This is a genomic window from Rhodococcus sp. NPDC057529, assembly GCF_042802055.1.
In the GTDB taxonomy this organism is placed as follows: Bacteria; Actinomycetota; Actinomycetes; order Mycobacteriales; family Mycobacteriaceae; genus Rhodococcus_F.
The window spans coordinates 17034-40860 of record NZ_JBHVEY010000021.1 but is presented as its reverse complement, the minus strand read 5'-3'; the positions used below and the strand labels follow the sequence as shown (position 1 = coordinate 40860).

22 protein-coding genes are annotated in these 23827 nt (G+C 68.8%); 7 read left to right on the top strand and 15 right to left on the bottom strand.

Translation table 11 applies throughout. From position 1 onward, the window contains the following. Positions 1 to 136: 136 nt before the first annotated feature. Positions 137 to 1075 (top strand): NADP-dependent oxidoreductase, encoded by a 939-nt coding sequence (locus ACFU5V_RS32435; protein WP_378704049.1) that lies wholly within the window; start codon positions 137 to 139, stop codon positions 1073 to 1075. An 11-nt stretch (positions 1076 to 1086) separates the two neighbouring features. Here ACFU5V_RS32435 and ACFU5V_RS32430 read toward each other — a convergent pair whose 3' ends face one another. Continuing rightward, the gene (locus ACFU5V_RS32430; RefSeq protein ID WP_378704047.1) at positions 1087 to 1716 is read right to left on the bottom strand and encodes a TetR/AcrR family transcriptional regulator; all 630 of its coding nucleotides are present in this window, start codon (positions 1714 to 1716) and stop codon (positions 1087 to 1089) included. Between the two features lie 91 nt (positions 1717 to 1807). Continuing rightward, positions 1808 to 1996, bottom strand: coding sequence for a DUF1918 domain-containing protein (locus ACFU5V_RS32425; protein ID WP_005247576.1), 189 nt, complete (start codon positions 1994 to 1996; stop codon positions 1808 to 1810). 109 nt (positions 1997 to 2105) lie between these two features. Here ACFU5V_RS32425 and ACFU5V_RS32420 point away from each other — a divergent pair, with 109 nt between their 5' ends. Both ACFU5V_RS32420 and treZ read left to right on the top strand, forming a co-directional pair. After that, positions 2106 to 2255: a hypothetical protein gene (locus ACFU5V_RS32420; RefSeq protein ID WP_378704046.1), complete on the top strand. Its 150-nt coding sequence runs from the start codon at positions 2106 to 2108 to the stop codon at positions 2253 to 2255. A gap of 40 nt (positions 2256 to 2295) precedes the next feature. Next, positions 2296 to 4029 (top strand): malto-oligosyltrehalose trehalohydrolase, encoded by a 1734-nt coding sequence (gene treZ / locus ACFU5V_RS32415; RefSeq protein ID WP_378704045.1) that lies wholly within the window; start codon positions 2296 to 2298, stop codon positions 4027 to 4029. Here treZ and ACFU5V_RS32410 read toward each other — a convergent pair. After that, positions 3996 to 5561: an MFS transporter gene (locus ACFU5V_RS32410; RefSeq protein WP_378436589.1), complete on the bottom strand. Its 1566-nt coding sequence runs from the start codon at positions 5559 to 5561 to the stop codon at positions 3996 to 3998. The two genes, treZ and ACFU5V_RS32410, sit on opposite strands and share 34 nt — an antisense overlap. A gap of 128 nt (positions 5562 to 5689) precedes the next feature. Between ACFU5V_RS32410 and ACFU5V_RS32405 the strand changes: the two genes are divergently transcribed. Further along, entirely contained in the window at positions 5690 to 6226 is a 537-nt protein-coding gene (locus ACFU5V_RS32405; protein WP_378436587.1) for a TetR/AcrR family transcriptional regulator, read from the top strand. On the opposite strand, the gene ilvA is transcribed toward ACFU5V_RS32405, so the two are convergent. Further along, positions 6219 to 7571 (bottom strand): threonine ammonia-lyase IlvA, encoded by a 1353-nt coding sequence (gene ilvA, locus ACFU5V_RS32400; RefSeq protein ID WP_378436585.1) that lies wholly within the window; start codon positions 7569 to 7571, stop codon positions 6219 to 6221. The genes ACFU5V_RS32405 and ilvA overlap by 8 nt on opposite strands. 175 nt (positions 7572 to 7746) lie before the next feature. Beyond that, positions 7747 to 8181, bottom strand: a complete 435-nt coding sequence (locus tag ACFU5V_RS32395) for a nitroreductase family deazaflavin-dependent oxidoreductase (RefSeq protein ID WP_378436583.1) — start codon at positions 8179 to 8181, stop codon at positions 7747 to 7749. Positions 8182 to 8352: 171 nt separating this feature from the next. On the opposite strand from ACFU5V_RS32395, the gene ACFU5V_RS32390 reads away from it, so the two are divergent. Continuing rightward, positions 8353 to 8589, top strand: a complete 237-nt coding sequence (locus ACFU5V_RS32390) for a hypothetical protein (RefSeq protein ID WP_378704043.1) — start codon at positions 8353 to 8355, stop codon at positions 8587 to 8589. An 18-nt stretch (positions 8590 to 8607) separates the two neighbouring features. Here ACFU5V_RS32390 and dnaE read toward each other — a convergent pair whose 3' ends face one another. The 5 genes from dnaE to lspA all read right to left on the bottom strand — a co-directional run bounded on the left by dnaE (position 8608) and on the right by lspA (position 15355). Next, positions 8608 to 12144 (bottom strand): DNA polymerase III subunit alpha, encoded by a 3537-nt coding sequence (gene dnaE / locus ACFU5V_RS32385; protein WP_378704041.1) that lies wholly within the window; start codon positions 12142 to 12144, stop codon positions 8608 to 8610. Positions 12145 to 12242: 98 nt separating this feature from the next. Beyond that, positions 12243 to 13160 carry an EamA family transporter RarD gene (gene rarD, locus ACFU5V_RS32380; protein ID WP_378704039.1) on the bottom strand — a complete coding sequence of 306 codons (918 nt, stop codon included), beginning with the start codon at positions 13158 to 13160 and terminating at the stop codon, positions 12243 to 12245. Continuing rightward, on the bottom strand, positions 13157 to 13834 hold the full coding sequence (locus ACFU5V_RS32375; RefSeq protein WP_378704037.1) for a hypothetical protein: 678 nt from the start codon (positions 13832 to 13834) through the stop codon (positions 13157 to 13159). The genes rarD and ACFU5V_RS32375 overlap by 4 nt, the downstream gene beginning before the upstream one ends. 1 nt (position 13835) lies before the next feature. Beyond that, on the bottom strand, positions 13836 to 14762 hold the full coding sequence (locus ACFU5V_RS32370) for an RluA family pseudouridine synthase (RefSeq protein ID WP_378436572.1): 927 nt from the start codon (positions 14760 to 14762) through the stop codon (positions 13836 to 13838). Next, on the bottom strand, positions 14759 to 15355 hold the full coding sequence (gene lspA / locus ACFU5V_RS32365) for a signal peptidase II (protein ID WP_378436570.1): 597 nt from the start codon (positions 15353 to 15355) through the stop codon (positions 14759 to 14761). Before lspA ends, ACFU5V_RS32370 begins: the two co-directional genes overlap by 4 nt. 51 nt (positions 15356 to 15406) lie before the next feature. On the opposite strand from lspA, the gene ACFU5V_RS32360 reads away from it, so the two are divergent. Both ACFU5V_RS32360 and ACFU5V_RS32355 read left to right on the top strand, forming a co-directional pair. Beyond that, the gene (locus tag ACFU5V_RS32360; RefSeq protein WP_378436568.1) at positions 15407 to 16360 is read left to right on the top strand and encodes a hypothetical protein; all 954 of its coding nucleotides are present in this window, start codon (positions 15407 to 15409) and stop codon (positions 16358 to 16360) included. After that, a complete protein-coding gene (locus ACFU5V_RS32355) occupies positions 16360 to 17112 on the top strand; it encodes a sensor domain-containing protein (protein ID WP_378704035.1) in 753 nt (250 codons plus the stop codon). The genes ACFU5V_RS32360 and ACFU5V_RS32355 overlap by 1 nt, the downstream gene beginning before the upstream one ends. Positions 17113 to 17212: 100 nt before the next feature. Here the strand turns inward: ACFU5V_RS32355 and ACFU5V_RS32350 are convergent, their stop codons facing one another. The 5 genes from ACFU5V_RS32350 to ACFU5V_RS32330 form a co-directional block, all read right to left on the bottom strand. After that, the gene (locus ACFU5V_RS32350) at positions 17213 to 17713 is read right to left on the bottom strand and encodes a hypothetical protein (protein ID WP_378433765.1); all 501 of its coding nucleotides are present in this window, start codon (positions 17711 to 17713) and stop codon (positions 17213 to 17215) included. Between the two features lie 150 nt (positions 17714 to 17863). Further along, the gene (locus tag ACFU5V_RS32345) at positions 17864 to 19198 is read right to left on the bottom strand and encodes a DNA polymerase IV (RefSeq protein ID WP_378704150.1); all 1335 of its coding nucleotides are present in this window, start codon (positions 19196 to 19198) and stop codon (positions 17864 to 17866) included. 46 nt (positions 19199 to 19244) lie between these two features. Then, a complete protein-coding gene (ileS, locus tag ACFU5V_RS32340; protein ID WP_378433766.1) occupies positions 19245 to 22409 on the bottom strand; it encodes an isoleucine--tRNA ligase in 3165 nt (1054 codons plus the stop codon). Between the two features lie 263 nt (positions 22410 to 22672). After that, complete coding sequence (locus ACFU5V_RS32335; protein WP_378433767.1) at positions 22673 to 22924, bottom strand: hypothetical protein; 252 nt, start codon at positions 22922 to 22924, stop codon at positions 22673 to 22675. Between the two features lie 49 nt (positions 22925 to 22973). Next, positions 22974 to 23819 (bottom strand): DivIVA domain-containing protein, encoded by an 846-nt coding sequence (locus ACFU5V_RS32330; RefSeq protein WP_378704033.1) that lies wholly within the window; start codon positions 23817 to 23819, stop codon positions 22974 to 22976. Positions 23820 to 23827: the final 8 nt, after the last annotated feature.

The following is a 23827-nucleotide window of genomic DNA, read 5'->3' as shown; positions in this document are numbered from 1 at the left end:
CCCCTCCCCGCCCCCCCCTGCTGCCCGCGTCCACACCCCCCTTCTTTTCCCCTGGCCCCTTGTGGTTCTGCTGCCCCCGTGAGTACTTCTCAACCGCCCGCGGTTGAGAAGTACTCACGGGGGTACTGGCCTGGGTATGCGACGTGTAGTTGCCCGGGCGTACGGAGGGCCGGAGGTCCTCGCGGTCGTCGACGCGGAACCGGAGGGTCCCGCACCGGGTGAGGTGGTGATCGAGGTCCGCGCGATCGGGGTCAACCCGATCGACTACAAGCTGTACAGCGGCGCGTTCGGCGCCGACCCGGACGCCCTACCGATGCGGCTGGGCAGCGAGGCGGCGGGCGTCGTCGCGGAGGTGGGTGACACTGCCACGGGACCTGCGGGCCCGATCGCGGTGGGCGACGAGGTGATCGCGTACCCGGTGTCCGAGTCGTACGCGGACCGGCTTGTGGTGTCCGGTGATTCGGTGGTCCCGAAACCGGCGTCGTTGCCGTGGAACGAGGCGGCCGGACTTCTCGCGGTGGGTGCCACCGCGATCGACACCCTCGACACGGCGACCGTCGGCACCGGCGACCTGCTGCTCGTGCACGGGGCGGCGGGCGGCGTGGGGTCGTTGGTCGTGCAGTTGGGGCGGGCCCGCGGCGCCACGATCATCGGCACGGCGCGCCCCGAGCACCACGACTACGTGCGGTCGCTCGGCGCGACCCCGGTGTCGTACGGGGACGGCCTGAGCGACCGGATCCGGGTTCTGGCACCGGACGGGGTGGACGCCGTGATCGACACCGCGGGCAGCGACGAGGCCGTCGACGTGTCCGTGGACCTGGTGCGCCACCCGTCGCGGTTGGTGACGACCGTCCCCGGGCCACGGCCGGTCGAGGCGGGGTTCCGGATCGTGGGGACTCTGGGCGCGGAAGGCATGGAACTGCGTAAACGGTTCCGAGCCGCCCTCGTCGACCTCGCCGGCAACGGCGACGTACGGGTGCGGGTCGCGCGCACGTACGCGCTGTCGGAGGCGGCGCGCGCGCATGCCGATCTCCGGAAGCCGCACGCGGCGGGCAAGTTCATCCTGTTGCCGTAGACGGAACCCGTTCAGTGGAGCAGACTCGCCCGGATCGTCGCCTTCACCCAGTTCCGGTAGTCGTCGACATCCCACCCGCACTGCAGGCGCAGCATCGAATACACCTGCGGCGACACGACCGTGAACAACACGTCGGCGGCCCGCTGAACGGAGATCTCGGGACGCAGCAGTTCGTGCGCCGCGAGTCCCTCGGCGAGGGTCACCGCATTCTCGGCGGACGCCCGTGCCCCCTCGTTCGCGAACCGCCGCATGTCTGCATCCGCTCCCGAGGATTCGATCGACGTCGCCATCAGGGCGCCGGCCCGCTCCAGCACGTCGGTGCTGTACTCCACCATCTGTTCGAGGATCCGCTCCACGGGGTCGCCGTCCCGGGGTGTGCGGGCGGCAGGAGCGGCGTCGGTGTCGCCCTGGATCGCGGCGTGCAGTGCCTCGTGGAACAGTTCCGCTTTGCCGCCCGGGAACGCGGTGAACACCGTGCGGGCCGACACCCCGGCCGCCTCGGCCACGTTCCGCACCGTGGTGCTGACGTATCCCTGCTCGGCGAACAGCCGGGCGGCGGCATCCCGGACGAGGCCGCGGGTCCGGCGCGCCGATTCCGCACGCAGCGGCGAACTGTAGGGCCTCTTGGCGGCATCGGGCACGGTCTCACGATAGACGCATTCGATTCATCGATCGTGCAACCAATGCGGCACGGCGATCCGCCGCGCCTGGACCAGGCGACGCGTTCGGTGCCTACGACTTCGGGTGTTCCACCCAGGCGTCGGAACCGGGAAACACGAGGGCCTCGTGGCCGTCGTCGTATCGGACGAGATAGGGCGGTTCGCCGTTCTCCCCGTGTACCTCCACGACCTCGGCGGTCGTCTCGTGCACCCCGACCACCCTGCCTTGTACGTGCAACCGGTCTCCCACTGCTACGTGCATGACTGCTCCTCGCGACGTTCGAGTCCGTACTCTCAGCTTGCTACTTCCGGAACCGGGGCGAAAGGGCCGACTCGCCGCCATCTCCGCCGCCGTGTGCCATCGTGGGGGCATGGCTACGTATCGATACCTCGACAAGGACCGTAACGTGCTCGAGGAGCAGGACTTCGGCACCGTGCAGGACGCCGAGGAACACCGGCTGTCGGTCCTCGGCGCCGAGATCATCGAGGAGGTCGAGGACTCCGGCCCGCCCGAGAGCTGACTGCCCTGCGCGGCCCGCCCGGTCGAGGCATGCTGATCGGGTGCACACATTCGAGGTATGGGCCCCGATCCCGGCATCCGTCTCCGTGGAGGTCGACGGCAGGCGCCACGACATGACCCCGTCACCCGACGGGTGGTGGCGGGCCGACGTCGACGCGTCACCGGACTCCCGGTACGCGTTCCTCCTCGGCGACAGCGACACCCCGCTCCCCGATCCCCGGTCGCCGCGCCAGCCCGACGGCGTGGACAGCGCGTCCCAGCTCCACACGCTCGACGAGAGCCTCTGGACCGACTCGCAGTGGACCGGGCGGCAGCTCGCCGGTTCCGTCGTCTACGAATTGCACGTCGGCACGTTCACCCCGGAGGGCACGTTCGCCGCTGCGGTCGGCCGGCTCGACCATCTCGTCGACCTCGGTGTCGATTTCGTGGAACTGATGCCGGTCAACGGGTTCAACGGAACCCACAACTGGGGATACGACGGCGTCCTCTGGTACACGGTGCACGAGGGCTACGGCGGACCGGACGGGCTGCAGACCCTCGTCGACGCGTGTCACGCCCGCGGTCTCGGCGTGGTCCTCGACGCCGTCTACAACCACCTCGGACCGTCGGGGAATTACCTCGACCGGTACGGCCCGTACCTGGCGCAGGGCGCCAACACCTGGGGCCGGAGCATCAACCTGGACGGACCGGACAGCGGCGAGGTGCGGCGCTACATCATCGGCAACGCGCTGCGCTGGTTCCGCGAATTCCACATCGACGCGCTCCGCCTCGACGCCGTCCACGCGCTCGTCGATCACACCGCCACTCACCTTCTCGAGGATCTGGCCGTCGAGACCCGCCGGCTGTCCGCGCACCTGAGGCGGCCGCTGACGCTCGTCGCGGAGAGCGACCTCAACGACCCGCGCCTGATCACGTCGCGGTCGGCGGGCGGCTACGGCCTCGACGCCCAGTGGGACGACGACGTGCATCACGCCATCCACGCGGCCGTCTCCGGTGAGAGACAGGGCTATTACGGAGATTTCGGTTCGATGGCCTGCCTCGCGGACACGCTGCGTCACGGTTGGTTCCACGCGGGCACGTTTTCGACGTTCCGGGGTCGCATCCACGGCAGGCCGCTGGACACACGGCGGATCCCGGCGAGTTCGCTGGTCACGTACACGTGCACGCACGATCAGATCGGCAACCGGGCAATCGGCGACCGCCCCGGCACGTATCTCGATTCCGGGCAGCTCGCCGTGAAGGCGGCGCTCGTGCTCTGCTCGCCGTTCACGCCGATGCTGTTCATGGGCGAGGAATGGGGGGCGAGCACCCCGTTCCAGTTCTTCACCTCACACCCGGAGCCGGAGCTCGCGCGGGCGACGGCGGAGGGACGCAAGGCCGAGTTCGCCGAGCACGGCTGGAGCACGGACGACGTTCCCGACCCGCAGGACCCGGCGACGTTCGAGCGGTCCAAGCTCGACTGGGACGAACCGGCCCAGCAGCCGCATGCCCGGCTGCTGGACTGCTACCGCTCGCTGCTGCGACTTCGCCGGGGGCGCGCCGAGCTGACGGACCCGTGGCTTGAGAACCTGTCCGTCGACTACGACGAGGCGCAGCAGTGGATCGTGGTGCACCGCGGCGCACTTCGCCTGGCCTGCAACCTCGGTGCCGAACCGGTGACCGTCCCGGTCGGCGGCTCCCCCGTGGTGTGGTGGGAGCCGCCGACGCAGGACGAGACCGGGTCGGCGACGGTACTACCGGGTCATTCGTTCGTGGTGCTCGACAGCTCACCCTGACGGTCGCGCAGCATCCGCAGGACGAGGATCGCGGTCGCGAACAGGATCACGGCGGTCGCGCCCGCGGCGACGTGCATGCCGTCGACGAAGGCAGACTGCGCGGACTCGAGGAACACCGTCCGCGCCGCCTCGGGGAGATGCTGCGCCTCCGCGACCGCGGCGCCGAGCGTGCCCTGGGCGGGCTCGATCTGTTCCTGCGGCAGCATCGACGTGTCGAGGCCGTTCCGGAAGATCGCCATGACGACGCTGCCGAGCACGGCGACACCGAGTGCGATGCCGAGTTCGTACGCGGTCTCGGACACCGCGGAGGCGGCGCCGGCCCGTTCGGGCTCGACGGCGCTCACCACGAGGTCGGACGTCAGTGTCAGCGCGATACCGACACCTGCTCCGGCGAGACCGAAGCCGACCACGAACATCGTCGGGGCACCGTCCACGCCGAGCGTGAGCATCAGTGCCGCACCCACACCCGCGACGGCGAGACCGCCGCCGAGCACGTGGGAGGTGGCCCAACGGCGCACCATCCAGGCCGCCGCGAGCGCGGTGACCGCGCTCATCAGCATGCCGGGCAGCATCAGCACACCCGATTCGAACGCAGTGTTACCCAGCACCAACTGCAGGTACTGCGAGCCGAAGAACAGCACACCGGCGAGCGCGAAGATGGACAGCAGGTTGGTGAGGACGGCGGTCGAGAACGCGGGCTTCGCGAACAGGCCGATGTCGATCATCGGGTCCGTCATCGACCTCTGCCTGCGCACGAACACCACGCCCGACAGGACGCCGACGAGACCGACGCCGAGGAGCAGCGGGTCGATGCCGTGCACCACGGTCTCCTTGACCGCGTACACCAGCGGCAGCATCGTCGTCATCGACAACGCGGCGCTGAGCAGGTCGAACCGTCCCGGTGCGGGGTCCTTCGACTCGGGGATCACGAGCGGTCCCACGGCGATCAGCACGAGCATCACGGGGAGGTTGATCAGGAACACCGAGCCCCACCAGAAGTGCTCGAGCAGCCAGCCGCCGATCAGCGGGCCGGCCGCGGTGCCGCCGCCGGCCATCGCGCCCCACACGCCGATGGCGAGGGTCCGCTGGCGCGGGTCGACGAAGATCGTGCGGATCAGGCCGAGGGTCGCGGGCATCAGCGTGGCGCCGGAGATTCCCTGCAGCACGCGGGCCGCGATCAGCATCTCGGGTGTCGGCGCCCACGCCGCGATCAGCGAGGCGATACCGAATCCGGCGGCGCCGAGGAGCAGCAGGCGACGCCGTCCGATGCGGTCGCCGAGGGTGCCCATGGTGATGAGCAGTCCGGCGAGGACGAACGAGTAGACGTCGATGATCCACAGCAGCTGCGTGCTGCTGGGTTCGAGGTCGGCGCTGATGAACGGCAGGGCGAGGTCGAGCACCGTGCCGTCGACGGCGATGAGGAGGACGGCGAATGCCAGGACGACGAGTCCGAGCCAGTCTCGGCGCGACGCGGAGGGCTGACCTGGTGCGCCGTAGGCGTCGTTGATCCCGCGATCCGTGGAGACAGACATTTATCTTCCTGCGACTTTCCGTTTCGAGAGCTGGCACGAATGTATGAACCGTCCAGCCGGTACAGTTCTGTTACCTTATCGTGAACCGTCCGGACGGTAAAGTTATTTCCCGGGTACAGTCCCTCTCCATGGCTGCCGGTACGCGCGATCGAATACTCGACGCCCTCGAGAAGCTGCTACTCGACGTGGGAATAGCCCAGGTGACCCTCGAGGCGGTCGCCGCGGAGGCCGGGGTGTCCAAGGGCGGGCTGCTCTATCACTTCCCCAGCAAGGAAGCCCTGCTCGCCGCCATGGTGCGCCGGCTCGGCGAGCGGGCCGACGCCCAGCTCGCCGACGCCGTCTCCGGGGGCACCTCGATGTCCGAGTGGTATCTGCAGGTCCCCGACGCGAGCACCACCGAAGAACTCGCCCTCTACCGTTCGACCATCGCCGCGCTACGGAGCGTCGACGGTCAGCACGACGAGATCCAGAAGGCCGTCACCGACGTCATGCGCAGCTGGGACGAGGGCCTTCAAGACGAGATCGACGATCCCGTGCAGGCCGAGATCGTGCGCCTCGTCGGCGACGGCATCTACCTGGCCGCGCTGCTCAGGCTTCCCATGCCCGAGCCCGAGCTGTACAAGAAGGTCGTCGCGCGGCTGCTGCAGAAGGAGCGGCTCAGGTGAGGTAGCGGTACGCGGGGCTTCCCGGCTCCAGGCGTTCCACCTGCATCCGGGACTGCTCCATCCGCTCGAGCAGCTCGCCGAGCCCCTCTGCCTTGCCGAGTTCGATACCCACCAGGGCGGCGCCGGTCTCCCGGTTGTTGCGCTTCACGTACTCGAACAGGGTGATGTCGTCCTCGGGGCCGAGCACCTCGTCCAGGAATCGGCGCAGCGCGCCCGGCTCCTGCGGGAAGTCGACGAGGAAGTAGTGCTTGAGCCCGAGATTCACCAGCGAACGTTCCAGAATCTCGCCGTACCGCGAGACGTCGTTGTTGCCACCCGAGATCAGGCACACCACCGTGGAACCCGGCTCGAACGTGATGTTCGCGAGCGCCGCCACCGACAGCGCGCCCGCCGGCTCGGCGATGATGCCCTCGTTCTGATACAGCTCGAGCATCGCGGTGCACAGCGCGCCCTCGTCGAGATTGGTCATCACGAAGCTCTCCGGATCGAGCCGGATCGTGGACGCCCCGCCGGCCTGGCCCAGCGACGTGTGCGTCACCACCTCGGCGCCGAGGGCGGAGACCACGGCGTAGGGCAGGTCGCCGACCCGCTTGACCGACGCGCCGTCGACGAACGGATCGATCTCCGTCAACGTCACGGGACCACCGGCCACCAGGGCCGCCGTCATCGACGCCGCCCCCGTCGGTTCCACGCCGACGATGGCCGTGCGCGGTGCGTGCGCGTGCAGATATGTCGCGATGCCGGCGATGCACCCGCCGCCGCCGACCGGGACCAGAACGGAATCGGGGGCCGCGCCGAGCTGGGCGAGGATCTCGGCGGCGATGGTGCCCTGACCGGCCGCGGTCCGGGCGTCGTCGAACGGCGCAACCATCGTCGCGCCCGTCCGCCGCACGTCGGCGGCGGCCGCAGCAGCGGCGGCGTCGTACGTCTCCCCCGTCAGGATCAGCTCGACGAACTCGCCTCCGTGCGCACGGATGCGGTCACGCTTCTGCTTGGGGGTGTTCGACGGGACGTAGATGCGGCCGGTGATTTCCATTGTCCGGCAGGCGAACGCGACGCCCTGCGCATGGTTGCCGGCACTGGCCGTCACGACTCCGGCGGCACGCTCGCCGGCGTCGAGCTGGGCCATGAGGTTGTAGGCGCCACGGAGTTTGTAGGAGCGCACGACCTGCAGGTCTTCACGCTTGAGGTAGACGTTCGCGCCGGTCAGGGAAGACAGGCGTTCGCTCCACTGCAGTGGGGTCGCGTCGATCACGTGGGAAATTCGCTCGATGGCCGCGTCGATATCGCCCACTGTCAGGGGCGAGGCGATGTTCTGGGCTGCGGTATCGGGCGATGTGGACACCCGGATATGTTCCCACTCTCCGGCCATGGGATACCAGTCGGGTTCAGCCGCGCGGATCGAAGCGGGACGGTCGCGGCACGTTCCGGGCGTTCGACTTCGCCATTGTCACGGCCTCACCGACACCCCCGTTCGTCACCGTCCCCGACAACGCCGACGCTTTCGCTCTCATCGGGACTCAGGCCGGTTCGAGCACGAACACCGGGATCTCCCGGTCGGTCTTTTTCTGATACTCGGCGTAGTCCGGGAACGCGGCGACGGCACGCTCCCACCACGCAGCCTTCTCGTCGCCCGTCACCTCACGGGCCACCATGTCGCGGGTCGACGAGCCGTCGCGGAGTTCGACGTGCGGCTCGGCCTTCACGTTGTAGTACCAGACCGGGTTCTTCGGGGCGCCGCCGAGCGAGGCGACGACCGCGTACGTCCCGTCGTGCTCGACGCGCATCAACGGCGTCTTGCGGATCTTGCCGGATTTCGCGCCCCGGGTGGTCAGCAGGACGACGGGCCTGCCGCCCAACGTCGTGCCCTCGGCACCGTCGGTGGATTCCATCAACTCGGCCTGATCCGCTGCCCACTTGGACGGACTGGGTTCGTATTCACCTGTGAGTGGCATGCGTCCAGTCAACACCCGCTCCGTGAGAGCCCGCCACCGATTCCACCGAACCAGCACGCATGCGAACGACCGCATCTGTTTGTTCGTTGCGCCGAACTCCGGATTCCGAGTACCCTGATCGCACGCGGGGACGTCCGCTTCCCCCGACCTTCTCCAGTGAGGTGACCTGCGATGACGACACACGACGCTTGGGTGCGCCGCGATGTGCCCCGCAGCGCTCCCGCCCGGACCGTCGATCTCGCCGGCACCGAGTGGCCCCTCTACAAGCTGGAGGCCCTGGCAGTCGCACTGCTGGTGTTCGTCACGATCCTCGTCGTCACGCAGACGCTGCAGGCGGCCGTTCTCACGGCCGCCGCGGCCGCCGTCGTGGTGTGGTGGGCGCGGCGGCTCTTCCCGCCGCGCTCCTGACCTCACCCATCGAAGCGATCATACGGACAGGCAACTCGGTCCGAGCAGCGCCTTGAGGTCGCCCATCAACGCCGACGACGGTTCCACCCGGAGTACGTCGTCCACCTTCCACAACGTGACCTCGGTGCCGCCGATCAACCGCACGTGCACGTCCGACGTGCCCGGATGGCGGGTGAGCACCTGACGCAGCGCGCCGATCTTGTCCTTGGTGCACTGACGCAGCGGCAGACTGACCGCCAACGGCTTCGCAACCCCCACCGCCGAGAGGTCCGGCACCGCAAGGTCGTTGGCGATGAGGGAGATCCGGTCGTCACGGATCGACACACGCGCCTTGACGAGCACCACCGAGTCCTCGGTGACGTCCATCCCGTACACCGAGTAGGCCTGCGGGAAGAACAGCACCTCGATACCACCGGTCAGGTCCTCGAGCTGCGCGGACGCCCAGGTGAGACCGTTCTTGTTGATCCGCCGGTTCACCGACGCGAGAATGCCGCCGACGGTGACCTGGGTGCCGTCCTTGACGTCGCCTTCGAGGATGGTCGGGATCGCGGTGTCGGACTGCGCCGACAGCACGTGCTCGACGCCGTTGAGCGGGTGCCCGGACACGTACAGTCCCAGCATCTCCCGCTCCAGCGCCAACCGGTGCTTGGAGTCCCACTCCTCCTCGGGGATCTTCACGTTGAACACCGAAGCGATCGACTCGTCGGCGTCGTCGCCGCCGAACAGGTCGAACTGGCCGATCGCCTCCGCCTTCTTGGTGCCCATCACCGCGTCGATGGCGTCGGCGTGGACGAGCATGAGCCCCTTGCGCGGGTGGCCCAGCGAGTCGAATCCGCCCGCCTTGATCAGCGATTCGGTGACCTTCTTGGAGCAGGCGGCCGCGTCGATCTTGTTGAGGTAGTCGGAGAAGTCGACGAACTTGGACTTCTCCTTGCGCGCCTTGATGATCGAACCCACCACGTTGGCACCGACGTTGCGGACGGCGCCCATGCCGAACCGGATGTCCTCGCCGACGGAGGCGAAGTTGACCTCCGATTCGTTGACGTCCGGCGGGAGCACGGTGATGCCCATCTTGCGGCAGTCCGCGAGATAGACGGCGGCCTTGTCCTTGTCGTCACCGACCGAGGTGAGCAGACCGGCCATGTACTCGGCCGGATAGTTGGCCTTGAGGTACCCGGTCCAGAACGACACCAGGCCGTACCCGGCGGCGTGCGACTTGTTGAACGCGTACCCGGCGAACGGGAGGATGGTGTCCCACAGCGCCTTGATGGCGGGCTCGGAGAACTCGTTGGCGAGCATGCCCTCGCGGAAACCGGCGTACGCCTCCTCCAGCACCGACAGCTTCTTCTTACCCATGGCGCGGCGGAGAATGTCGGCCTGTCCGAGCGAGTACCCGGCCACCTTCTGCGCGATCTGCATGATCTGCTCCTGATAGACGATCAGGCCGTACGTGTCGGCCAGGATCTCCTTCAGGGGCTCCTCGAGTTCCGGGTGGATGGGTTTGACCTCTTGCCGCCCGTTCTTGCGGTCGGCGTAGTCGTTGTGCGCGTTCATGCCCATCGGACCGGGCCGGTACAGCGCGAGCACCGCGACGATGTCCTCGAAACCGGTGGGCTGCATGCGGCGCAGCAGGTCGCGCATCGCGCTGCCGTCGAGCTGGAACACACCGAGAGTGTCGCCACGCGAGAGCAGTTCGTACGTGGCCGTGTCGTCGAGCGCGAGGGTGTCGAGATCGAGTTCGATCCCCCGGTTCGCCTTGATGTTGTCGATGGCGTCACCGATGACGGTGAGGTTCCGCAGTCCGAGGAAGTCCATCTTCAGCAGGCCGATGGCCTCGCACGACGGGTAGTCCCAGCCGGTGATGATGGCGCCGTCCTGGGCGCGCTTCCACACGGGAATCGCGTCCATCAGCGGTTCGGACGACATGATCACCGCGCAGGCGTGGACGCCGGCGTTGCGGATCAGGCCCTCGAGCCCCTTGGCCGTCTGGTAGATCTTCGCGACGTCCGGGTTGGAGTCGATGAGGGCGCGAACCTCCACCGCTTCCTTGTAGCGCTCGTGATTCGGGTCGGTGATGCCGGACACCGAGATGTCCTTGGCCATGATCGGCGGCGGCAGCGCCTTGGTGATCTGGTCGGCGATCGCGAAACCGGGCTGACCGAACTGGACTCGGGCGGAGTCCTTGATCGCCGCCTTCGTCTTGATGGTGCCGAACGTGATGACCTGTGCGACGCGGTCGCTGCCCCACTTGTCCGTCGCGTAGCGCACCATCTCGCCGCGACGGCGATCGTCGAAGTCGATGTCGATATCGGGCATGGACACGCGCTCGGGGTTCAGGAACCGCTCGAACAGCAGGCCGTGCGGGATGGGGTCGATGTTGGTGATGCCCATCGCGTAGGCGACGAGCGAACCGGCGGCCGAGCCTCGGCCGGGGCCGACCCGGATGCCGACCTCGCGCGCGTGGTTGATGAGGTCGCCGACGACGAGGAAGTAGGCGGGGAAACCCATTTCGAGGATGACGCCGATCTCGTAGTCGGCGCGGGCCAGGTACTCCTCGGGCGGGCCGGCGGGGAACCGGCGGTCCAGCCCGCGCATGACCTCCTTGCGCAACCAGGTGCCCTGCGTCTCGCCCTCGGGGACCGGGAAGATCGGCATCCGGTCGTGGTGCGCCCACACGTCGTCGTAGGACTGGACGCGCTCGGCGATGAGAAGGGTGTTGTCGCACGCGCCGGGGACCTGGTCGTCCCACAGGGCCCGCATCTCCGCGGCGGACTTGAGGAAGTAGCCGTCACCGTCGAATTTGAAGCGGGTGGGGTCGGACAGCGTCTTGCCGGTCTGGATGCACAGGAGCGCCTCGTGGTTCTCCGCGGCGTCCTTCGTGACGTAATGGCAGTCGTTGGTGGCGAGCGGCGGGATCTCGAGCTTCTTGCTGATCTCGAGGAGGCCCTCACGCACGCGTCGCTCGATCGACAGTCCGTGGTCCATCAACTCGAGGAAGAAGTTGTCCTTGCCCCAGATCTCCTGCCACTTGGCGGCCGCCTCGAGCGCCTCCCGGTCGTGGCCGAGGCGCAGCCGGGTCTGGATCTCGCCGGACGGGCAGCCCGTGGTCGCGATGATGCCCTCGTGGTGGGTGGCGATGAGGTCTTCGTCCATGCGCGCCCACTTGCCGAGCTGACCCTCGATCGACGCGAGCGAGGACAGCTTGAACAGATTCCGCAGACCGGTCGCGTTCTCCGCGACCATCGTCATGTGGGTGTATGCACCGCTACCGGAGACGTCGTCGGACTTCTGGCTGCGGTCGCCCCACAGCACACGCTTGGTGTTGAAGCGGGACTCGGGCGCGACGTACGCCTCGATGCCGATGATCGGCTTGATGCCCTGCTTCTTCGCGACGTTGTAGAACTCGCTGGCGCCGTACATGTTGCCGTGGTCGGTCATGCCCACCGCCGACATCTCCAGCCGCGCGGCCTCTTCGAACAGGGGGCCGACCTTGGCCGCACCGTCGAGCATCGAGTACTCGGTGTGATTGTGCAGATGTACGAACGAGTCAGCCACGTGCGCCTCTCTGAAGGTCTGGGAGCCTCACGAGTGTAGGCCCTCGGACCGACAGGTCCGGTCGTCGACGGCGGGTGTCGGCGAAGTCGTGACGCGAGTTACGGGACGGGCGCCTGGGACGGGTCGGGATTGCGGCGCTCGCGCCGGACCCGTACCAGCGCATCGGTACTGAAGATCGCCAGCGCCACCCAGATCAGGGCGAAACCGATCCACCGCGACGCGGGCATGTCCTCGTGGAGAACGGCGACGCCCCACGCCATCTGCAGCGCCGGTGTCAGGTACTGCAGCATGCCGAGTGTGCGCAACGGCACCCGTTGCGCCGCGGCGCCGAACAGCAGCAGCGGCAGGGCGGTCACCGGACCCGCGGCCATCAGCAGCAGGGTGTGCCCGGCGCCGAATCCCAGGAACGTGCCTGCGCCGGTGAGGGCGAGGAACACGAGATAGCCGATCGCGACGGGTGCGGCGACGATGCCCTCGGCCGTGAGGCTCGTCCGCGGGTCGAGCGGCATCACCTTCTTGCACAGCCCGTACAGCGCGAACGAGGCGGCCAGGGTGAGCGCGATGTACGGCGGATGCCCGTAGTCGACGGTGATCACGATCACCGCGACCGCGGCGAGAGCGAGCGCGACGATCTGGGCGGGAACGAGCCGTTCCCGGAAGATCACGACGCCCAGCAGCACGCTCACCAACGGGTTGATGAAATACCCGAGCGCGGTCTCGACCACCCGGTCCGACGTGACCCCGTAGATGTAGGTGCCCCAGTTCACGGCGATGGCCGTCGAGGCGGCCGTGACCAGCAGCCAGGTGCGCGCGCTCAGCCCGCGCAGCGAGTGGAGCCGGCCGGAGACCGCGAGAACGAGAAACATGAGTGCGAGCGTCCACACCACGCGGTGCGCGAGGATCTCCACCGACCCGGCCGGCCCGAGCAGACCGAAGAACGCCGGAAACGCGCCCCACAGCACGTAGGCACCGACCCCGCAGGCCGCGCCCACGGTTTCCGCCTTCCGCGCCGTCACGAATCGGTCCCCGGGACGACCCCGTCGTCGGGTCCGGGCGCGACGGTCTCGACCTGCTCCGGCAGCAGCGGGCGCACCGCGAACCGCCCGGCGACGGCGTCGGCGCCGAGCGCCTCGACCACCCGGACGTCCGGTTCGGACCGCAGCGCGGACAGGGTGTCGTGATCACCGCGGACGACGACGCCGATGACGCACGCGCAGTTCCGGGCGAGTGCCGCCGACGAGACCGCCGCGATCTGCGCCTGTCGCTCCGTCTCGCCCGTCATTGCCTGGGCGCGGCCGGCGGCCAGGACACTCGCCCGGGCGAGGGCCGCGTCGCCTGCCGCGACGGACACGGGTACGAGCGGCGTCTGTACACGGTCGAGCGGCACGCGGAACAGCACCTGCGACACCCGGGCGCCGGATGCGGCGTCCCGGACGGCCTCCGTGGTCACCGGACGCGTGAACGAGACCAGCGCCCAGCGCTCCTGGCCACCGTCCGCCTCGTCGAGCGATCGGTCCGCCCTGGCCAGGTAGTCGGCCACCACTTCCCCGTTGTCCGGGCCCAGTGTGTCCGTCGACACGGGCGTCCGCCGAACGGGGTTCAGTGCCCCGAGTACGACCGTCACCGCGATCAGGACGCCAGCGGTGAGCACCGCCGCCACCGCGGTACCGCCGGGGCGCGGGAACCGCACCTCAGCTCGCCCGCAGAACCCCGAGAGCGTCCTCGAGATCCTTCGGGTACTTGGACGTGATCTCGACCCACCGCCCGTCCGCGGGATGCGCGAAACCGAGCGACCGGGCGTGCAGCCACTGGCGCTCCAGCCCGAGGCGCTCCGCCAGCCGCGGATCGGCCCCGTACGTGAGGTCGCCGCAGCACGGGTGCCGCAGCGCCGCGAAGTGGACGCGGATCTGATGGGTCCGGCCCGTCTCCAGGTGGATGTCCAGCAGGCTCGCTGCCTGGAACGCCTCGACCGTGTCGTAGTGGGTGATGCTGGGTTTGCCGTCGGCGGTGACCGCGAACTTCCAGTCGTTGCTGCGATGTCTGCCGATGGGCGCGTCGATGGTTCCGCTGCTCGGATCCGGGTGGCCCTGCACCAGCGCGTGGTACCGCTTGTCGATGGTCCGCTGCTTGAACGCGCGCTTGAGGAGCGTGTAGGCGCGCTCCGACGTGGCCACCACCATCACTCCGGACGTGCCGACGTCCAGCCGGTGCACGATGCCCTGACGCTCGTGCGCCCCGGACGTCGAGATCCGGAAGCCGGCGGCGGCGAGGCCGCCGATCACCGTCGGACCGGTCCACCCCACGCTGGCGTGGGCCGCGACCCCCACGGGCTTGTCGACGGCGACCACGTCGTCGTCGGCGTACAGGATGTCCATGCCCTCGACGGGCTCCGCCTCGATGGTCAGCGGCCGCGGCGGTTCGGGTAGTTCCACCTCGAGCCACGTGCCTGCGGACAGCCGGTCGGACTTGCCGACGGGCGCGCCGTCGACGAGCACCGAGCCTTCCTCGGTGAGCTGCGCGACCGCGGTGCGCGACAGACCGAGCAGCCGGGCGAGGCCGGCGTCGACCCGCATCGCCTCGAGCCCGTCCGGGACCGGCATCGACCGTGTTTCCCTCACTTCTCTACCCCCTTGCGCGTTCCGTCCGGTTCCAGCCCCACCAGGGTGAGCACGACGAGCAGGATCGCACCGCACACGATCGCGGAGTCCGCCACGTTGAACACCGGCCACCAGCCGACGGAGACGAAATCGACGACGTGCCCCTGCATCACTCCGGGGGCCCGGAAGAACCGGTCGACGAGATTGCCGAGCGCGCCCCCGAGCACCAGCCCGAGACCGAGCGCCCACCACGGCGACCGCAGCGTCCGTCCGATGCGGACGACGCCGATCACCACACCCACGGCGACGAGGGTCAGCAGCCACGTCATGCCGGTGGCCATCGAGAACGCCGCGCCCGGGTTGCGCACGAGCCGCAGCGAGACGAGGTCCCCGATCAGCCACACCGGGCGGCCGGGCTCGATGTGGGCGACGGCGAGAATCTTCGTCAGCAGGTCGGTCGCGAGGATCGTCCCAGCGATCGCGAACAGCAGCAGCCTGCGCTGATGCGTCGCCGGCCGGGGGGCTTCGGCGCCGGACGTGTCACCGTCGTTCCGGTCTTCGGCGTCGGTCTCGTTCTCTGCCGTGGGGTCTTGACTCACCCGTTCATCATCCACTACGGAGGCAAGCCTCCGTTCACGCGCTCCCGCGCGCACTAGCCTGGGGGCGTGCCACTGTTCTCGAAAGCTCTGCGACCCGGATTCTGCCTACTCGCCGCAACCCTCTCCCTGGTCGCTCTGACCGCCGGGTGCGGAGGTGACGGCGACTCCTCGGAGTCGACCCCCGCAGGGTCCACGTCCACTCCCGCCGAAGTGACCGTTCCGATCTCCGCCACCACCGTCGAACTGATCCAGCCCGGCGAGGAACCGCGGGAGGTGATCTCGCGCAGGCCGCCGGCAGGGGTCACGCAGGACGTCCAGCTGACCACGGACGCGCAGGTGTTCCAGCAGATCGACGACCAGCCCGCCCAGGATTTCTCCTCCCCCCAGGTGACGCTCCCCCTCACCGCCGCCGTCGGCAGGGCGACCGACGACGCGGACGGCGGCACCACCGTCGACCTCACGCTCGGCGACGTCACCAGCCCCGACGACCGTCTCGGCAGCGCGCTCGAAGCCAGTGCCGGTTCCGGCGCCGGTTTCACCGTCGATCCCACCGGAGCGATCACGGCGCTGCGACTGCGACCGGACGCCGAAGCCCAGGACATCGCCCGCTCCGCGATCGAGCAGGCCTTCTACCAGGCCGTATACCGCACGGTCCCGTTTCCGGCGGAACCGATCGGCGTGGGCGCCCGGTGGACGATCCGCCAGCAGGTGATGAGCGGCATCGCCCTCGACCAGACGACCGTGGCCACGCTGACCGCGCGGGACGGCAACCGCCTCACCGTCGACTACACGATCGACCAGAAGCCGAAGTCCCCCGTGTGGGAGCTGCCCGGAGAGGCAGGCACCCTGAACGTCGACCAGTACGTGATGCAGGGGTCGGGCACCATGACCGTCGACCTCGGCCTGCCGCTGCCGGTGTCCGGGACCGTGACCGTGGGCGGCGACCAGCAGTACAGCGACCCCGACGGCGCCACCCGCCTGCACCAGACCACGTCGAACTCGGTCCGGTGGGGTTCCTGATGCGCCGCGGACCCGTCGCCGCCTCCTGTTCCCTGCTGGCCGTGCTCGTGCTGTCGGCGTGCTCGTCGAACGCGTCCGGCGACGCGGGCGACGCCGAGTCGCTGCAGCCGCTCGGTCCGGTGGTGACCGCCGCGCCGGACGCGGCGGGCGCACCGTTCGCCGATCCGGCATCGCTGAAGGCAGCGCTCCTCGACGTCGGCGACCTGCCCGTCGGATTCACGCCCGTCCCGGATCCCGAGGACGATCTGGGGCTGCCGCCGGCATCGGAGTCGGCGGACTCCGACAAGTCGAGCACGGATCCCACGGATTGCGGCGCGGTGCTGTCACCGGTCGCGGACCAGCGCGCGGGAGCGGCGGCGTCGGCGTCCGGGTGGTTCACCGGCCCGGGCTTCGCGACCATCGACCAGGATGCGGCGAGCTACACCACCGGCGCCGACGCGTCCCAGGCCTTCGCCGCGGTGCAGGAGCGGCTGGCCGGTTGCACCGAGTACACCGGCACGGACGCCGACGGCGTGCAGGTGCAGTACCGGATCGGGGGCCGCGAGCAACAGCCCGCGGGCGACGCGTCGACGGCGTTCCGGCTCGTCACCACCAGCGAGGGCGTCAGTCTCGTCTCGGACGTGGTGGTGGCCGTCGTCGGCAGCACCGTCACTCAACTGGTCGCGACGGGACAGGATCCGATCGACGCCGGCGTCTTGACCGACCTGACGAGCACCGCCGTGGCGAAGCTCGCGCCCGCACCCGCCGGCTGAACCGGCCCCCAGAGACGACCGATGCCGGCGTCCCCGAGGGGACACCGGCATCGGTGTGGAAACGCGGCGATCCGTCAGGACCGCACGGTTCGGCCTGGAATCAGGCAGGGCATGCAGGCGAGGTCAGCTGCGCGAGCGACACGATCTGGCATGCGGTGATCTTCGACAGCTTCCACGTTCCGTTCTCGCCGGGAACGAAGATGGCCGGAACGCCACCCTGCTGGACCTGGCCGTTGACGGTCAGCTGCAGCTGGCCGCTGGCGGTGCCGTCACCGTTGTCGATGACCGGGTCGAGAACGGTGACCTCGGCGTTGTTCGCCTTGGCGGCCGCGGCGACCTGGTTGATGAGCTCCGGATCCTGCTCCGAGCCCTCGACCATCGCGGACTTGACCTCGAGCGGCGTCGCCGGGTCGAGGCCCTGCACCAGAAGCGCGTTGAGATCGGCCGCGGTGGGCACCTCGATGGCTTCCGAGGTCTCGGCAGCTGCGGAAGTCGTCGTCGTGGTCTTGGCCGCCGTGTCGCCGTCGTCGGAGCCACACGCGGACATCGTGAGGGCTGCGGCGATTGCTACTCCGGCAACCGTGATCTTACGAAGCTTCAACTCAATAACCTCTTCATTCTCGGTGTTCGTTCTCGGACGATCTGAGCTCGTTCGCTACCCGGGCGACATTACCCAAGGGTAGGCATCAGCGCCCGAGGCTACCTTCTCGTGGAGCCGGTCTCCACTCCCTCCTCCGGGCGGCGGGTCCGGTCACGCGAGCGAGCCTTCCACATCGGCCGGTTCGAGGTGCCCGTCGTCCTCCTTGAAGGTGCGGGCCTTCCCCGGACCCGTTGTGCGCGTTTCGAATCGGACGGTCACGACACCGTGCCCGGCACCCTGCACCCAGCCGTGGCCGAAGTCCGGGTGCGTCACGTCGAGCCCGGGATGCCACCGGGTGTCGATCGCCCGGGCGGGCACGGGGACGGGCGTGGAGAGGCCGTCGTCACCGGCCGCCTCCGTGATCTTCGACTCCTGGTAGCCAGGGACGTCCAGGTCCAGTTCGGGGAACAGCGAGCCCTGGCGCACCGTCGACAGTCCGGCGTACCCCACCCCGACCAGACGCACCGGGCCGAGTTCGATCGGGTCGATCACCTGCCGCTGCGCGGCAGCGACGAGGATCTGACGATCGAGTGTCGCGTAGGGCAGCGTGACCGAGCGCGTCACGATGCTCATGTCCGCCTTCTTCAGCTTCAGCACCACCGTGCGCGCGGCCCGGCCGTCCTTCTGCAGGCGCACGAACGCGGACGCCGCGCTCGACTCGACAGCGCCCCGCAACTCCGCCATCGTGACGATGTCGGTGGCGAAAGTCGTCTCCGCACTGACCTGTTTGGACTCGGCGCGCTCGGCGACCGGCCGGTTGTCGATGCCCTGCGCCAACCGGTGCAGGCCCGGTCCGATCGTGGTGCCCAGAATCGACGCGACCTCCGATTCGGGGGTCCGCGCGAAACCGCCGATGGTCTCGATGCCGAGCCGCTTCAGTTTCTCCTCCGCGACCGGGCCTATGCCCCACAGCTTCCGCACCGGGAGCTCGTCCAGCACCGCGTGCTGCTCGTCCGGTGAAATCACCGTGATCCCGTCGGGTTTGGCGAGACCGGACGCGATCTTGGCCACCTGTTTCCCCGACCCGGCCCCGATCGACGCGACGAGCCCCGTCTGCTCGAGGACCAGGGCCCGCAGACCCTCGCAATAGCGCCCCACCGCGGCCGCATCCGCTCCGGCCAGTTCGGTGGGTTCGCCGAACGCCTCGTCCATCGACAGTTGCTCGAGCACCGGCATCGGCCCGCGGAGCGCGTCGAACACGGACTTGCTCAGCATGCCGTACAGCCGGCCCCGCGGCGGCAGCACTACCGCGCCCGGGCCCACCAGTCTCCGGGCCTGATGCATGGGCATGGCCGACCGCGCGCCGAACACCCGGGCCTCGTAGCTGGCCCCGGCGACGACCCCGCGTCCACCGAGACCACCGACGAGAACCGGGCGGCCACGGAGCGTCGGCCGGGTGAGCTGCTCGACGGACGCGAAGAACGCATCCATGTCGAGGTGCAGCACCCACCGACGACTCACCTGGTGCAAAATACCCGCCCGGTCCGACAGGTCACGCCTTCGTGATCGCCGCCCGCACACCCTCGCCGAGTTCGACGGCGCCACCCGGCGCCTCGGCCAGTTCCAGCTCGACGGCGAGGATCTCGCCCGCGATCAGTTCCCGGTGTGCGAGCGCCCAGTCCCGCCGTTCCGCGGGCACGTCGAGGACGACGGTGATCCGATCGGACACCTCGAGCCCGGCCGCGCGGCGCGCGTCCTGCAACTCGCGGATCCGGTCCTTCGCCCAGCCCTCGGCTTCCAGTTCCTCGGTGACCGCCGAGTCCAGGACCACCAGACCGGCACCGTCGGGCAGGGCCGCCGTCGACTCCGGTTCGGCGGCGACGAGCCGCTGCGTGTACTCCTCCGGCAGCAACTCGATCCCGGCCGCGACGACGACGCCGTCCGAATTCTCCGACCAGTCACCGGACTTCACGGCCTTGATGACGGTCTGCACGTCCTTGCCCAGCCGCGGCCCCGCGGCACGCGCGTTGACGACGAGCTCGAAGCGGCCGTGCACGTCCACGTCGGTGGTGAGGTCGACCTTCTTGACGTTGACCTCGTCGGCGATGAGACCGAGGTACGGGCGCAGCCGCTCCGCGTCCTCGGACGCGACCGTCACCTCGGGCAGCGGCAGCCGCACCCGCAGATTCTGCGCCTTGCGCAGACCCAGCACCGTCGAGCACACCGACCGGACCTCGTCCATCGCCGACACCAGCTCCACATCCGCGGGCAGCTCACCCTGGGCCGGCCAGTCCGCGAGGTGCACGGACCGTCCGCCGGTCAGTCCCCGCCAGATCACCTCGCTGATCAGCGGCAGCAGCGGAGCGGCGAGCCGGGTGACCACCTCGAGCACGGTGTGCAGGGTGTCGACAGCGTCCTTGTCCTCGTCCCAGAAGCGCGAACGCGACCGCCGCACATACCAGTTCGTCAACGCGTCGCAGAACGTGCGCAGTTCGTCGCACGCCCCGGCGATGTCGTTCGTCTCGAGCGCGCCGGTGATGACGTCCCGGGTGCCTGCCAGCTTCGCGAGGATGTACCGGTCCAGGACGTTCGTCGAATCCGTGCGCCACTCACCGGACGTCGGCGCGTACAACTGCAGGAAGCTCCACGCGTTCCACAGCGGCAGCAGCGCCTGCCGGACACCCTCGCGGATGCCCTGCTCGGTGACGACGAGGTTTCCGCCGCGCAGGATCGGCGACGACATGAGGAACCAGCGCATGGCATCGGAGCCGTCGCGCTCGAACACCTCCTTCACGTCCGGGTAGTTGCCCTTGGACTTGCTCATCTTCAGGCCGTCCTCGCCCAGGACGATGCCGTGGGCCGCAACGGTCTTGAACGCGGGACGATCGAACAGCGCCGTCGCCAGTACGTGCAGCGTGTAGAACCAGCCGCGCGTCTGCCCGTTGTACTCGACGATGAAATCGCCCGGGAAGTGAGCAGTGTCATCCCCCGTCGCTCCGCTCGCCCCGATGAACCATTCCCGGTTCTCGAACGGGTAGTGCACCTGCGCGTACGGCATCGACCCGGACTCGAACCAGCAGTCCAGGACCTCCGGCACGCGCCGCATCATCGACTTCCCGGTCGGGTCGTCCGGGTTCGGGCGCACCAGGTCGTCGATCATCGGGCGGTGCAGATCCGTCGGCCGCACCCCGAAGTCACGCTCGAGTTCGTCGAGGGAGCCGTACACGTCCGTGCGCGGGTACGCCGGGTCGTCGGACACCCACACCGGAATCGGGCTGCCCCAGTACCGGTTGCGGCTGATGTTCCAGTCGCGGGCACCCTCGAGCCACTTGCCGAACTGACCGTCGCGGATGTGCTCGGGCACCCAGGTGATGTCCTGGTTCAGCTCCACCATGCGGTCGCGGAACTTGGTGACCGCGACGAACCACGACGGAACCGCCATGTAGATCAGCGGCTGTCCGCTGCGCCAGCTGTGCGGGTACGAGTGCTCGATCGTCTCGTGCCGCAGCAACTTTCCAGCAGCCTTGAGGTCCTTGATGATCACCGGGTTCGCGTCGAACACCAGGAGACCCTCGTACGGCGGCACCATCGCCGTGAACTTGCCGCCCGGGTCGAGCGGCTGCACCAGTTCGATGCCGTTGCGGACGCAGTAGTCGTAGTCCTCCTCACCGAAAGCCGGTGCCATGTGGACGATTCCGGTACCGGACTCGGTGGTCACGTAGTCGGCGGACAGCACCACGTGCGCGTTGGCGTGGCCGGCGAAGAAGTCGAACGGCGGGTCGTAGCTGAGCCCGACGAGCTCGGCACCCTTGTGCTCGGACAGTACCTCGGGCGCCTCGCCGAGTTCGCGGGCATAGTGCCCCAGCCGGTCCTTCGCGAGTACGTACCGCTTCCCGTCACCGCCCGCGACCTGCACGTAGTCGATGTCCGGGTGCACCGCGACGGCGAGGTTGGACGGCAGTGTCCACGGCGTGGTGGTCCAGATGACGGCGTTGGCGCCGTCGAGCGGGCCCTCACCGCGCAGCGGCATGTCGACCGTGACGGCGGGATCCTGGCGCATCTTGTAGGCGTCGTCGAGCCGCGTCTCCTGGTTCGACAGCGGCGTCTGCTCGTACCAGCTGTACGGCAGCACGCGGAAGCCCTGGTAGATCAGGCCCTTGTCGAACAGTTCCTTGAACGCCCACATGACCGACTCCATGAAGTCGAGGTCCAGGGTCTTGTAGTCATTGTCGAAGTCGACCCACCGGGCCTGACGGGTGACGTAGTCGCGCCACTCGTCCGTGTAGCGCAGCACCGACGACTTGCAGTACTCGTTGAACTTCTCGAGACCCATGACGTCGATCTCGGACTTGTCCTTGATGCCGAGTTGCTTCTCCGCCTCCAGTTCGGCGGGCAGCCCGTGACAGTCCCAGCCGAAACGTCGCTCGACCTTCTTGCCGCGCATGGTCTGGAACCGCGGCACCAGGTCCTTGACGTACCCCGTGAGGAGGTGGCCGTAGTGCGGGAGACCGTTCGCGAACGGCGGACCGTCGTAGAACACGAACTCGGGGGCGTCGCCGCGCTGGGCGACCGAGGCGCGGAAGGTGTCGTCCTCGTCCCAGCCGGCGAGCACCCGCTGCTCGATCTGGGGGAACCGGACGCCGGCGTCCTGGGAGACGCCGTAGTCGACCTTGGGGTACGACTCGTTGCTGCTGGTCACGTTGCTGGTGTCGGTCACCGCGATCTCCTCGTGCCTGACGTACTCGGCACGGGGACGACGGGGACGCCTCCTGCGTCACCACCGCGGTACCACCCCGCTTGCGCCCCGGAGGGCGCCTCTCGGTGCCGGGCTGTGACGGGCCCACCCGTTCGGTTCTACTGAGCCAGCGTGCCGGCCGTTCTTCCGAAGGCTCCCCGGTGATGGCCGGATCGTCGCCGCGAAACTCGGTGCATGTGAATTATTCGCTGAATGCAGTCTAGCCGCCACCGCCGGACGGCAGCTCAGTCGGTCTCGTCCGACCCGGACGTCGTGTCGGTATCCGCCGCCGGACCGCGTTCACCGGAGACGCCGCTCGCGGGTTGCCCCGGGACGACCGCGGCCTTCTTACCCGCGAGGGCGCTGACGAGCAGCAGGACCGCCCCGGCGACGCACACCACGATGCATCCCCAGGCCCACACGACCGAACCGGTCATGAGAGCCACCACCAGGAGAGCGAACCCCACCGCTGCAAGAGCGAGTGTCACGACCAGCACGGCTCAACCTCTATCCGGGCCGCTGGCTGGGCAACTACCGCGCGCTCAGTCAGCTATTGCCCTTGGCGTAGGACTGGCTGTAATTGGACTGCGATCCACCCTGCGCGAACGAATCCTGACCGCCGTCCACCGGAACCGCGGATCCCCGCTGCTCCAGCTCCTCGAGCTGCGATTCCAGGTACGACTTCAGGCGCACACGGTATTCGCGCTCGAACGTCTTCAGCTGCTCGATCCGGCCTTCCAGCACCGAACGCTGCTGGTTGATCGTCGCCATGATCTCGGTGTGCTTCTTCTCCGCGTCCGCCTGCAGCGCGTCGGCCTTCTCCTTGGCCTGGCGCAGCTGGGTCTCGGAACGGGTCTGAGCGTCGGTGATCAGTGCTTCCGACTTCTGGCGGGCGTCCGAGATCATCGTCTCGGAACGGGTCCGCGCGTCGCTGACCAGCTGCTCCGAGTTGGTGCGCGCGTTGCCGAGCAGCTGCTCGGATTCGGTCTTCGCGTCGCTCGTGAGCCGGTCTGCCATCTCCTGGGCGAGACCCAGGACCTTGGCGGCCTGCATGTGAGCGTCGGCGCCCTGGGCGGGAGCGGCGGCAGCCGCGGCGGCCGGAGCCGGAGCGGGCGCCGGAGCCTTGGGCTGCTCGGCGACGCGAGCGGGCTCCGCCTTGGGGGCCGGAGTCGGTGCTGCGGACGCGGAGCGGGGAGCCTTCTTCGCATCGGCGAGCTCCTTGTCGAGCTCCCCTACTCGCTGCCGAAGGTCGGCGTTCTCCTCGATCAGGCGCGACAACTCTTGCTCGACGAGGTCGAGAAACGCATCGACTTCGTCTTCGTTGTAGCCCCGCTTACCGATCGGTGGCTTGCTGAACGCGACATTGTGCACATCAGCGGGAGTCAGCGGCATGGAAGGAT